Below are 12516 nucleotides of genomic sequence, written 5' to 3'. Positions count from 1 at the left end.
GTTCGGCAATGTCCGTATAGGTCATCGGCAAGGGCAATCAGGTCATTGCCCAGACTTGAAACTGCTCATCGAGCGGCGCAGGCAGGCTTGCATGTACAGCAGTTGGCTTTCCAACGCTTCGCGCGCCAGGCACTGGTCCTGGTAGTCCAGTTGCAGGCGGCGCAACGCCAGGCAACTGGTCTGCAGCAGATGGGCGACGCGCAGGCAGGCACTCTGCAGGTTGACCAATTCCACCTCGGCATTCTGCGGTGCCCGTGCATCGCGCCGCTTTACTCGTTCCCTGAGCAGGCAGAGTTTGGCCTCGGCCGCTTCACGCAGCAGGCTGTACTGAGCAAAGTCCAGCTCAAGACCGTTGTGCAGGCTATCCACCGTGCTCAGCAAATCCAGCGAACTCACCAGTTCCAAACGTCGAACACTCATGCGCCACTCCCTGATCCCCGACTTATTCAGGGCTTTGGCTCAACGCTAACCGCGAGCCAAAGCGCACGGCAACTGGCAAAAATACCAGGTACAGGGTGCCTGAACGTGCCGACCGTGTACCGCCGCATACCTGATATTTTTGCCAGTTTCGCCCCACTGGCCGTGCTGCATAATGTGATTGCCATCACCCTCTCGCCAGGAGATCTGCACATGTCACTGATAACGACCAACCGTCGCGCAGGGCAATCACAGCCGCTGACGTTCAAAGTAAGCAAACGGGACGATCTGCTACTGCATCCTCCTGTCATACTGTTGGCGCCGGGCAATCAACTCCCGCCCAACGCTGTACCCACTACCGGGCTGCCCGTCGATGTGCCGGTGTACCAGGGCATGGAGATCGGGGACATGATCGTCATGCACTTCGGAACGTATGCCACACCCGCACAACGCGTGAACGCCAAGGTTCAGCAGAACTTCTTTATCCCCAAAACGACGGTGGACGCTTACGCGGACACCACACAACAGGTGAAGTATGAAGTTACTCGCGCATTCGGCGGCGGCCCAGTGCCATCTCCTGTCGTGCCGCTAAAAATTCTGTCACGTGAAATCTGTGAAGACTTCTCCAGCGCACCGGTAGGGCAACGTTACCCTGACAATAGCCGTAACTACTTCCCCTCCCGTTTGAACATTTTTCCTCAAGCCGCAAACGGCGGCGCGGCCAATGCTCAAATCGTTGCATCCGCTAGCGGTCGTGAGCTGTCTTTCTACGATGGGGATACAACAGATGGCAGGGCCTACAGCTTCCTGCGTGTTGGCATAGCAGGCGTTACCTACCCACTGACAAGTCCACTCACCGTTACTTTCAACTTTTATTTGATCAGCCCAAACATTCATACTCTGAACTTCCGCGCAGAATGGCACCTGAACGGTGATCAAAGGCAAACTATCCGCCTCCCATTGAACGCAAATAGCGCAACGATGACGATACCCGTCGGCGCCACACCTTCGCATTTTCACAGGGACGTCGAGGGTGTCTGTATTCTTTTGGAGTGCAATCCTGGCCAGCCGCCCCACTCGACCACCGTGCGGCTTACATCCGTCTGCTGGAAGCAGTGAGAGCCGCATCCAGAACCTACCCGTCCAGCATTGAATCGAGGCTGCGGCGCATGGCCAGATAGACGCTTTGCTGATCGCCCAATGCCTGCGGTCGCTCCTTGTCGTTGAGCCCTAACCCCGCAACAGCAGGAGCGTGGTGCCGGCTGGTTCGCGCAACAGCTGCATCGTTATTCAGATTCTCCAGCCTGCTTGGCAAGTCACGCGAACTTGCCAGTTTCAAACGGCGGCAATTCATTTCACATCGCCAAGGCTGCTCGGCAACGTTAGCCACCCGTGAAAAGTGCAAGGTATATGTGCTTGCGCAGGCGGCGAGCTTTCGATTCGACTCTTTCGACGCTTGGAGCTCGGCTCGGATTCGCGGCGTCGTGCGGGCTGAGCCATGGATACGTCCTTCCAAAATGCATCCTCCTCATGAGGCGTTAAGGAAGCACCATGACTCACTGGGACTGAACACCTAGTATTTTTGCCAGTTTTTCCGTGCAGATAAAGCTCACATACTGCTCGCACCTTCCCATACAGCAGGTATCGAGAACATGGTACACCCTACCGGCAACAGTACCCCTGGACTGACCGAAAGCGTGTCAGCGCAGGGCGGTGCTCCCCACGGCACGTGTGTGACGACCAGGGCCAACAGCATTTCCAAGCCTCTGGTCTTCACCGTCAAGCGCCAGGCCAGTGAGACATTTGGGCCGCCAAAGGTGCTGGAAGCTCAGCCCGATGGCAGCTTGAGGCCGTACGACGCAAGAAACGGTGCAACGGTCGAGGTGACCTACGACAGCATGAACGCCAGCGACCGCATTGACGTGCGCGTCATCGGCCATAACGCGGCGGCCAGTTATCAGAGCGATCCGGAAAATGGCGATGGCAGTGGCACGAAGCAGTTCACGGTGCCGGCTCATGTGATCGGGGCCAACCAGGGTAAAGAACCTGAGGTGCTGTATGCCGTTAGCCGTGGGGAGGAGACGCCGAAACTCTCGCTGCCGCTTATGCTGAAAGTCGGGACACTCAGTAACACTCGGCTGCCAGTGCCGGGGGTGCCGCAAGCCGAAGATGGCACACTGGACCTGAGCAGCTTCAGCGGCGACGCCGAAGTGCAAATCGAGCCTTGGCCGTTGATTGGCGAAGGTCAGCGGTACTGGATCAAGCTCAGTGGTACGCTGGAAAACGGGGCGGCGCATAGTTTCTACGCAGCGCAGAACCTGGCCGTGACAGCGCCGGAAGTCGCCAATGGATTAAGCAAGGCAGCAGAACGCTCGGAGTTGCTGAAGCTCAAGCATGGGACGCCATTGAAAGTCGAGGTACGGGTGGCATTCGATCAAGGATCGAACGAATCGGCTGCACGGGAATTCCCGATTCTCGAATTGATTGTTATGATTTATCCAAAAGGGCGAGAGAATTGGTCTACCGCTACCCAACAAAGATTCTCCATTGGAAGGCCTAATAACTTCCCCTCCGGAATCACTGCAGAGTTAATGACACACAAGCCCAGCACATACTATACCGGAATATATACGGACCCCACCACACGCATTCACGGGCTAATGATATCAGGCATTTCTACCGTGAAGATCATTTTCCCCAATCCGATTAAAAATTTCTCCGCCGCAGAAGTTGCAAACGAAGGCAAAACAAACTCGATCCAGTATTTTAACAACAACCAACTGCTGTTCGAACAAACCTCTCCACCCACTCCCGACCTCACCCCAGTACCTTTCTGCTACTCTGCGCCTGACGGCCATTATATAACGCATCTCCTACTCATAGGAAAACATTCAACTCAAGGGGGATACTGGGTTAACGATCTGGAATGGCGTTGAGGATTATCCGAATAAATCAGCACAGGTCATCTGACCTGTGCTGATTTGATGGGAGCGGCTTCATCGCTGAATAATCAAATGGGTACATAAACACCGTGCAAAGCCATCAGGCCAACCAATGGCCCATCCCCTTAGCACTGCCAGGCTGGCGGTGCTCTGCGGTGCCGATTTCTGCAAATGGCCATTGCGCACTGGCGGCACGGCGGCGGCCAATCGCGAATGGCCAGGGACCTAGTATTTTTGCCAGTTTTTCCGTGCAGATAAAACTCACATACTGCTCGCACCTTCCCATACAGCAGGTATCCAGAACATGGTACACCCTACCGGCAACAGTACCCCTGGACTGACCGAAAGCGTGTCAGCGCAGGGCGGTGCTCCCCACGGCACGCGTGTGACGACCAGCGCCAACAGCATTTCCAAGCCTCTGGTCTTCACCGTCAAGCGCCAGGCCAGTGAGACATTTGGGCCGCCAAAGGTGCTGGAAGCTCAGCCCGATGGCAGCTTGAGGCCGTACGACGCAAGAAACGGTGCAACGGTCGAGGTGACCTACGACAGCATGAACGCCAGCGACCGCATTGACGTGCGCGTCATCGGCCATAACGCGGCGGCCAGTTATCAGAGCGATCCGGAAAATGGCGATGGCAGTGGCACGAAGCAGTTCACGGTGCCGGCTCATGTGATCGGGGCCAACCAGGGTAAAGAACCTGAGGTGCTGTATGCCGTTAGCCGTGGGGAGGAGACGCCGAAACTCTCGCTGCCGCTTATGCTGAAAGTCGGGACACTCAGTAACACTCGGCTGCCAGTGCCGGGGGTGCCGCAAGCCGAAGATGGCACATCTGGACCTGAGCAGCTTCAGCGGCGACGCCGAAGTGCAAATCGAGCCTTGGCCGTTGATTGGCGAAGGTCAGCGGTACTGGATCAAGCTCAGTGGTACGCTGGAAAACGGGGCGGCGCATAGTTTCTACGCAGCGCAGAACCTGCCCGTGACAGCGCCGGAAGTCGCCAATGGATTAAGCAAGGCAGCAGAACGCTCGGAGTTGCTGAAGCTCAAGCATGGGACGCCATTGAAAGTCGAGGTGCGGGTGGCATTCGACCAGGGCACGGATGAGGCAGCGGCACGGCTGTTCCCGGGTTTGGAACTGACCGTGCGAAAGCTGGAAGATCTCGTGTTACCAGCGCCTGAAATTCCATTGGCGACTGGTGATCAGTTACCGCCAGAGGATGTGCCGGCAACCGGGCTGCGAGTGATAATCAAGGCATACAAAGGGATGGCCCCTCAGGATAGTATTGTTCTGTACTTCGGCGCCCAACGCCAGCCTTTAAAGGAAGTGACAGAGAATCACTGACCAACTAATCGATGTACCAATAGCGCAGGTAATTGCCTGCGCAGGGCAACGGTTAGAAGTCTATTACCAGGTTACGCGCGCCGGTGGCGGGCAACCTTACACCTCAGCTATCCAGGAACTAGCCATACTAAGCGCAGAGGATTTTGAGGACTTTGTAACCGCTCCAGAAGGAATAATTACGGCGCCCTTACAGCTATCATTTTTCAGCGTCAGTGCTATTGCTACCGCCACGATCGGAACGAACTTTTTGACGGTTGGCATCGTGCGCTATACACCTGGCCAGCATTCCATAGAATGGATCTTTAATAGACCACTCAAAAGCCTCACCCTAACTCACACTGGCGGCGCAGACAATCAATTTAGTCTATACAATGGAAGCCAACTTCTAGACACCCGACATCACCAATACCGAGGAACTTACACATTTACCTATTCACAAAAAATAACAAAAATGCAACTTTCCGTAGCCAACGACGGAGACCACAGCTATGACAGATTATCCGACATCTACATGAAGTACCTGTAAACACCCATGTAAATAATCGAGCCCGCAAAATGGCTACCAAAACTAACTGACCCCCTGTGCAAACGATAAATATTCATAGGGCAGTTTTGGGAAGGAGAGGCGCACGCCAGGAACATTTCCTGGCGTGCGTGATTGTCGACTTTCGATTTGGCGGCTGTGAGCTGGGACTACCGCGCAGTATTGTGTTTGAACATAAGTCAACTGTCCCTGATCCTCAGGCGTGATGAACCCCACACACCTTCATCGAACCCACCAACCCAGCCTCACCCTCCAGCTCCGCCAGACTCGCCGTCCCCATCCCCGGCCCTTGTCGGTGCCCTTCGCTCAGCATCCCCACCAGGCAACTCACCAATGGCTGATGACTGACCAGCAGCACATGCTCCAGCCCGAGCCGCTCGATTTCATCGATCACTTCACGCACGTCACTGTCGGGCGTCAGCCACGGCACGGTGCGCACCGGCTCTACGAACCCCAGCGTGTCATGCACCAGCGCCGCCGTCTGCTGAGCGCGCACATAGGGGCTGGCGATGATCGCCTGCAAAGGCTGACTCAGCAGCCGCGCCGCGCTGTGCAGCACCTGTTCGCGGCCATGAGCGGTCAGCCGCCGCTCGGCGTCACTGTTGGCCCGTGGCTCCGCTTCGCCATGGCGCAACACCCACAGCTTCACAGCTTGGGCTCCTCGTCACGCACCGGATGCGGTGCCGGGGCCACGGCGTGCGGTGCTTCGCCTTCCGGCGCACGGGGGGCCGGCCAGTCGGCGAATGGCCAGGGCTTGGTGTCGGTGTGGAAGGTGCCGAAGCGGCCGATCTGCGCCAGGTACTGGCTCAGGCTGTCGCCAAAGTTCATCAGGCTGGCGCTCGGTGCGCCGTAGATAATCCGGTAGATGAGCTGAACCAACACCAGCCCGCCAAGCAGAATCTCGGCCAGTTGCCAGATGATCAGGAACACCACCATCCACAGCACCCGCAGGATGATCGATTCGCGCTGGGCGCGCTCGGGGGTATCGTTCATGTCTTGCTCCTTGCTCATTAAGCGGCTCAGTTGAAGCCGCTAGTGGAAATGAAGTCGACGTCAGTCTTGGGCTCTGCACGCATCAGACGCTCGATCACCTGGTTCAGCGTGCGGCCTTCGAACAGGATGGCGTGCAGGCCGGCCACCAGCGGCATGTAGACCTGTACTTCCTCGGCCTTGGCCTTGAGCACCTTGATCGTGTTGACCCCTTCGGCCACCTCGCCCAGACGGTTGACGGCCTCTTCCAGGCTCAAACCCTGGCCGAGGGCATGGCCGACCTGGTAATTGCGGCTCTTGGGCGAGGAGCAGGTGACGATCAGGTCACCGACGCCAGCCAAGCCAAGGAAGGTCATGGGGTTGGCACCCTGGCTCACGGCGAAGCGGGTCATCTCGGCCAGTGCGCGGGTGATGAGCATGCTCTTGGTGTTCTCGCCCATGCCAAGGGCCACCGCCATGCCGGCGATGATGGCGTAGACGTTCTTCAGCGCACCGCCCAGCTCAACGCCGAAACGGTCGGCACTGGCGTAGACACGGAACGTACGCCCGTGCAGCACGGCCTGCACACGCTGGCAGAGTGCTTCGTCCTCGCTGGCGACCACCGTGGCGGTCAGTGCGTGCTCGGCGATCTCGCGGGCCAGGTTCGGGCCCGACAGCACGCCGATGCGCGCCTGGGGTGCGATCTCTTCGAGGATCTGGCTCATCAGCTTGAAGCTCTGCGCCTCGATGCCCTTGGTCAGGCTGACCAGGCACTTGCCGCGCAGCAGTTGGGCATGCGGGGCCAACACGCTGCGCAAGGCGCTGGAGGGCAACGCAACGAAGATCAGGTCACTGGACTGCAACGTCGCCAACAGGTCGTTGACCGGTTCGACGCCATCGTGCAGGCGGATACCTTTGAGGTAGCGCGGATTCTCGCGATTGACGCGCATCGCCTCAGCCTGCTCGGGGTCGCGCATCCATTGGCGCACCGGCACACCGTTCTCGGCCAGCAGATTCGCCACGGCGGTGCCGAAGCTGCCACCTCCCAGAACTGCAACAGGTTGCTGTTCAGTCATATTCAATCCGTTAAGGCCATAAGTTAAGTGGCGACCCCGCCATTATACGGCGCGCCTGCGCCAGAGCCAGTGGCCTCTTCGCAGGCCACTGGCAAAACCTCACCGGTCAGTTAACATGCGTGCTTCAACTCTGATACAAGGCCGTATCGTGTTTCCTGGCACGCCCCCCTACCCTCGCCTGCTGCTGCTCACCGCCTTGCTCGGCGGTTCGGCCATGGCCGACGACCTGTTCATCGACAACACCGACCTGCCGCAGGTTCTGACCGCCACGCGGCTGAAACAATCCCCGGCAGCGGTGCCAGGCAGCATGACCGTGCTCGACAGCGAACTGATCCGTGCCAGCGGGGCCCGCGACATCCCCGAATTGCTGCGCCTGGTGCCGGGCATGATGATCGGCTACGGCGCCGGCAACCAGCCGACCGTCAACTACCACGGCACCAACGTCAACGAAGCACGACGCATGCAAGTGCTTATCGATGGCCGCTCGGTCTACCGTGCCGGGCTGGCCACGGTGGACTGGAGCGATATCCCGGTGGCGCTGGAGGATATCGAGCGCATCGAGGTGTTCCGCGGCCCCAATACCGTGAGCTACGGCGCCAACGCGCTGATGGCGGTGGTCAACATCCTGACCCGCAACCCGGCCGACAGCCATGGCACGCGCATGAAGCTGACCCGCGGCCAGGACGGCATCGACGACTACTACCTCAGCCACGGCCTGGGCTGGGACGGCGGCGACCTGCGCCTTTCGGTATCGGGCCAGAAGGACGACGGCTTCGATGAAAACCAGTTCGGCCAGGACTACCGTGACAGCCGCCGCCTGAACCGCTTCAACCTCAGCGTCAGCCATACCCTGGCGCCCAACCAGACCCTGGAGTGGCAACTGGCGGCCAAGGAAGACAGCAATCAACGGCCCTACACCTACCAGCCGGTGTTCCCCTTCGTTACCGAAAGCGGCGACAACGCCGACGTCAATGCCAAGGACTATGCAGGCTCGGTACGCTGGAACATCGATTTCAACCCCGAGCACAGCCTGTATGTGCAGGGCTCGGCCCAGCATTTCGACCGCCAGCAGGTCTGGCGCGCCTGCGATGCGGCGCTGTCGTTCAGCCCGGAATTGACCCGGTTGTGGCAACTGAACCCGAATTTCGCCGAGCAGGTCGCGCGCGGGGCCAACAACCCGCCCAGCAGCAGCAACCCCGAAGAGCAGGCCCTGGTCGATGCCATCAAGGACCAGTGGAACAACCAGGGCGGCAAGAACGTGGTCTGCGGTGACGTCGACCAGAGCACCCGGGAAACCCGCTATGACCTGGAAATCCAGGACACCCTGAGCCTCACCGACAGCCTGCGCCTGCTCAGCGGCATGAACTACCGCTACGACCGCGCCGATTCACAGACCTACTTCGACGGCAGCCTCGACGATCAGACCTGGCGCCTTTTCGGCCAGCTCGAATGGCGCGCCGACGAGCACTGGATCTTGCAGGGCGGCGCGATGTTCGAAGACTCCCAGCTGTCTGGCAGCTCGCTCACTCCGCGCATGGCGGTGAACTACTTGATCACTCCCCGCCACGGTTTGCGGGCGGTGTACTCCGAGGCGGTACGCTCGCCGGACATGTTCGAGAACAACGTCAACTGGAGCTACACGGTCAAGAACTTGACCCCCAATGCCTTCGGCCAGCAGCATGGCGAATACTTCGTCAAGACCCGCGGCCCGGGCAACCTCGACCAGGAGCGCATGCGCTCGCGGGAGCTGGGCTACAACGGCCAGTTCACCGATTTCGACCTGAACATGGATGTGAAGCTGTTCTACGACGAGATCACCGGAATGATCAGCGAGCCTCTGCGCAACAACCAGTACATCGCCAGCAATGCCAACAAGGCCCGTTTCAGTGGCAGCGAAGCGCAGTTCGATTGGCGCGCCACCCGGCGTGATCGCCTGCGTTTCACCTATGCCTACGTCGATGCCTGGGCCAGCAACCCCGCCGACAGCGCCAATACCGCCCGCAACAGCGGCTCGGCCGGCTGGATGCGCGAATGGGGCAAGGGCTGGTCCAGCGCGCTGTTCTACTATGGCGACGACGCCCTCAACCAATACCGCTACGAGCGCCTCGACCTGCGCCTGGCCAAGCGTTTTCGCATTCAGGGCAGCAACCTGGAGCTGGCCGCCCTGTGGCAGCAGCGCTTGGACGATGAACCCACCACCGCCATGCAGAACCGCTACGACAGCCGCCACCGCCTGAGCGTGAGCGCGGAGCTGGAGTTCTGATGGCCCGTCTGCTGCGCCTGCTGCTGTTCTGCCTTTGGCCATTGGGTTCGCTGTGCGCCAGTGAAATCCTGGTGGTCGGCGGCGAGGATCAGCCCGGCATCCGCAGCTTCGCCGCAGCCCTGGAAAGCCGTCGCGGCCATGACCAGGTAATGTTCAAGACCGTCGCCGAACTGCCACGCCCCGGCCAGCTCAAGCCCGACCTGCGCCTGGTGCTGCTCGACAGCGACGCGTTGCAATGGCGCCTGAGTGAAAGCGCCGGGCCGCCCGCCCTGGCCATGCGTATCAGCCGGGTACAGGCTGAACAGCGCCTGGGAAAGTCACGCCCCGCTTACCTGACCCTGCTCTGGAGTGACCCGCCCCTGGCCCGGCAGTTGCGCCTGGCCCGCTACCTGCTGCCGCAGGCCCAGCGCATTGGCGTGCTGTACGGTGAGCACAGCCACTTCCTGGTCGATGAACTGCGCCTGGCAGCACGCCCGCTGGGCCTGGAAATCGTCGCCCAGGACTGGCCCGACCAGCGTGACAGCCGGCCGTTGCAGCACCTTCTGGGTAGCAGCGACGTCCTGCTCGGGCTCGACGACAACGACCTGTTCAACTCCAAGACCGCGAAAAACCTGCTGCTCAGCAGCTATGGCCGGCAGATGGCGCTGATCGGCCCAAATGCCGGCTTCGTCCGCGCCGGCGCCCTGGCCAGTACCTACAGCGACCAGGATGACTGGCTGGCGGTACTCGACCAGTTGCTCGATCAACCGCCCGCGCGCTGGCCGCGCAGCCTCTATCCGGCACGTTTCGGGGTCAGTGGCAACCAGCAGGTGGCACGCGCCCTGGGCCTTGAACCGATCGATCCGAAGGCCACTGCCAAGGCCCTGGCGCAAGGAGAACCCACCCCATGAGCAAACGCCTGAGCTGGGATATCCACACCCGCACCCAGATCATCAGCCTGGGCCCTGCGCTGCTGCTGACCTTGCTGCTGATCAGTTTCTTCACCTTCGTGCGCATCCAGGATTTACGCCAGGAGCTCAACCACACCGGGCAACTGATCGCCAACCAGCTTGCACCGGCCAGCGAATACGGGGTGATCTCCGGCAACAACGAAGTGCTCGAAGGCCTGATGCGCGCCACCTTGAGCATCCCCCACGTGCGTTTCCTGGAGGTGCAGGACAGCCGCAACCACATCCTGGTGTACGTCGAGCAGTCCGATGAGAGCAGCAATCGGGCGCAGCGGGTGGAAGTGTTCCAGGCACCGATCCGCCTGCAGCAGATTCGCCTGGACAGCGATTTCCTGCAGGAAGGCAAGGCAGCGCCACCGTCCATCGGCGACGACTATCTAGGCCGAGTGATCGTCGGCATGTCGGATGATGCGTTCAGCCAGCGCCAGCAGGAAATCGTCATCAAGGCGGGCATCCTGGCCCTGTTCGCTTTGCTCTTCACCTTCTTGCTCGCCCGCCGCCTGGCGTTGAGCCTGGCCAAGCCGATCAGCGACATGGGGCACGCGGTGAAGGCGATTCAGCAAGGTGAATACGATGCGCCGCTGCCGGTGGTCGACGACAGCGAGCTAGGCCACCTGGCCCGTCACATCAACAACCTGGCCAGCGCCCTGGAGCAGGCCAGCGTCGAGCAGAAGCGAGCGATTGCCCAACTGATCCAGGCACGCGAGGAAGCCGAACAGGCCAACGGCGCCAAGTCGGAATTCCTGGCGATGATGAGCCACGAGCTGCGCACGCCGATGAACGGCGTGCTGGGCATGCTGCAACTGCTGGAAACCACCCAACTGACCAGCGAGCAGGCCGAGTACACGGCGGTAGCCAGCGAATCGACCGGGCACCTGCTGAAGGTGATCAACGACATCCTCGATTTCTCGCGTATCGAGCGCACCACGCTGGAGCTGGAGCGCATCGACTTCAACCTGGGCGAGCTGATCGCCAGCAGCGTGCAGTCGTTTCAGCACACCGCGCAGCAGCAAGGTCTGGAGCTGCACCTGCAACTGCCGGACGGCGCGGAGCCAGCGCATGTGGTTGGCGACCCTACACGCATTCGCCAGGTCATCCTGAACCTGGTAGGCAACGCCCTGAAATTCACCGAACGCGGCCAAGTGCAGGTGGAGGCGCGCTGGCAGATGCTTGACCGCCAGCAGCTGTGGTTTACCTGCAGCGTGCGCGACACCGGCATCGGCATCGACAGTGAACGCCTGGAAATGATGTTCGTGGCCTTCCAGCAGGCCGACAGTTCGATTTCGCGCCGTTATGGCGGTACCGGCCTGGGGCTGTCGATCGCCCGCACCCTGGCCGAGCGCATGGGTGGCAAGCTGCGTGGCGAGAGCCGCGAAGGCCTGGGTTCAACCTTTACCCTGGAAATGCCGCTGACCCTGGCCAACCCCGCACCGGCGGCCCTCCCGGGCAGCGCGCTGGAGCCGGCACCGATGGCCACAGGCGAACGGATCCTGTTGGTTGAGGACAATCCGGTCAATCAAAGCGTCATCGAGGCCATGTTGCGCAGCCTGGGCCTGGAAGTCAGCGTGGCCCACGACGGCATCCAGGCGGTGGAGCAAGCCAGCCATCAGCGCTTCGCAGCCGTGCTGATGGACTGCCGCCTGCCCCAGGTGGACGGCTACGAGGCCACTCGGCGCATCCGCCTGCTGCCCGGCACCGCCGAGCTACCGATCATCGCCTTGACCGCCAATGCGCTGCAGGGCGATCGCGAGCGTTGCATGGCCGCCGGCATGAATGATTACCTGAGCAAACCGTTCCGCCGCACCGACCTGCAGCGGGTATTGCAACGCTGGTTACCCGGCCGGACAGCCGCGACTGGCGATAAATGCTAAAGTGCGGCAGTCTTAAGGACTGGACAGGACCTTCGTCGGCCCTGAAAATAGACGTTTCAGTGCACACCTGTACTTCTTTCGCCAGGTGCGCTGTGACTTTCACCACAACGCAATAGTCTACCTGTAGGCTGCCGCTCGGAGAGATGC

General features: G+C 60.4%; 10 protein-coding genes. 6 read left to right on the top strand and 4 right to left on the bottom strand.

What is annotated here, in order from left to right; genetic code table 11:
• Positions 1–42: 42 nt before the first annotated feature.
• Positions 43–420 (bottom strand): hypothetical protein, encoded by a 378-nt coding sequence (locus tag KU43P_RS08900; protein ID WP_317662380.1) that lies wholly within the window; start codon positions 418–420, stop codon positions 43–45.
• Positions 421–525: 105 nt separating this feature from the next.
• Between KU43P_RS08900 and KU43P_RS08895 the strand changes: the two genes are divergently transcribed.
• The 3 genes from KU43P_RS08895 to KU43P_RS08885 all read left to right on the top strand — a co-directional run bounded on the left by KU43P_RS08895 (position 526) and on the right by KU43P_RS08885 (position 4699).
• Positions 526–1536, top strand: a complete 1011-nt coding sequence (locus KU43P_RS08895) for a hypothetical protein (RefSeq protein ID WP_317662378.1) — start codon at positions 526–528, stop codon at positions 1534–1536.
• A 533-nt stretch (positions 1537–2069) separates the two neighbouring features.
• Complete coding sequence (locus tag KU43P_RS08890) at positions 2070–3353, top strand: hypothetical protein (RefSeq protein WP_317662376.1); 1284 nt, start codon at positions 2070–2072, stop codon at positions 3351–3353.
• 827 nt (positions 3354–4180) lie between these two features.
• Entirely contained in the window at positions 4181–4699 is a 519-nt protein-coding gene (locus KU43P_RS08885; RefSeq protein WP_317662375.1) for a hypothetical protein, read from the top strand.
• 740 nt (positions 4700–5439) lie between these two features.
• On the opposite strand, the gene sixA is transcribed toward KU43P_RS08885, so the two are convergent.
• Genes sixA through KU43P_RS08870 form a run of 3 tightly spaced genes read right to left on the bottom strand, consistent with a single transcriptional unit; the run spans position 5440 to position 7288 of the window.
• Positions 5440–5892 carry a phosphohistidine phosphatase SixA gene (gene sixA, locus KU43P_RS08880; protein WP_317662374.1) on the bottom strand — a complete coding sequence of 151 codons (453 nt, stop codon included), beginning with the start codon at positions 5890–5892 and terminating at the stop codon, positions 5440–5442.
• Positions 5889–6236, bottom strand: a complete 348-nt coding sequence (locus KU43P_RS08875; protein WP_317662372.1) for a DUF4389 domain-containing protein — start codon at positions 6234–6236, stop codon at positions 5889–5891. The genes sixA and KU43P_RS08875 overlap by 4 nt, the downstream gene beginning before the upstream one ends.
• A gap of 26 nt (positions 6237–6262) precedes the next feature.
• Positions 6263–7288, bottom strand: a complete 1026-nt coding sequence (locus KU43P_RS08870) for an NAD(P)H-dependent glycerol-3-phosphate dehydrogenase (protein WP_317662370.1) — start codon at positions 7286–7288, stop codon at positions 6263–6265.
• 115 nt (positions 7289–7403) lie between these two features.
• Here KU43P_RS08870 and KU43P_RS08865 point away from each other — a divergent pair, with 115 nt between their 5' ends.
• From KU43P_RS08865 to KU43P_RS08855, 3 genes are read left to right on the top strand one after another with little or no spacing between them, the layout of a single operon-like run.
• Positions 7404–9551, top strand: coding sequence for a TonB-dependent receptor plug domain-containing protein (locus KU43P_RS08865; protein ID WP_317662368.1), 2148 nt, complete (start codon positions 7404–7406; stop codon positions 9549–9551).
• Positions 9551–10441, top strand: coding sequence for an ABC transporter substrate-binding protein (locus KU43P_RS08860; RefSeq protein WP_317662366.1), 891 nt, complete (start codon positions 9551–9553; stop codon positions 10439–10441). The genes KU43P_RS08865 and KU43P_RS08860 overlap by 1 nt, the downstream gene beginning before the upstream one ends.
• On the top strand, positions 10438–12369 hold the full coding sequence (locus tag KU43P_RS08855) for an ATP-binding protein (protein WP_317662364.1): 1932 nt from the start codon (positions 10438–10440) through the stop codon (positions 12367–12369). The genes KU43P_RS08860 and KU43P_RS08855 overlap by 4 nt, the downstream gene beginning before the upstream one ends.
• The last annotated feature ends 147 nt before the right edge of the window (positions 12370–12516 follow it).

Origin of the sequence: Pseudomonas sp. KU43P, from assembly GCF_033095865.1 — a bacterium.
Taxonomy (GTDB): Bacteria; Pseudomonadota; Gammaproteobacteria; order Pseudomonadales; family Pseudomonadaceae; genus Aquipseudomonas.
Note: the sequence above shows the minus strand (reverse complement) of the source record. Positions and strands in the feature narration are given on the sequence as shown.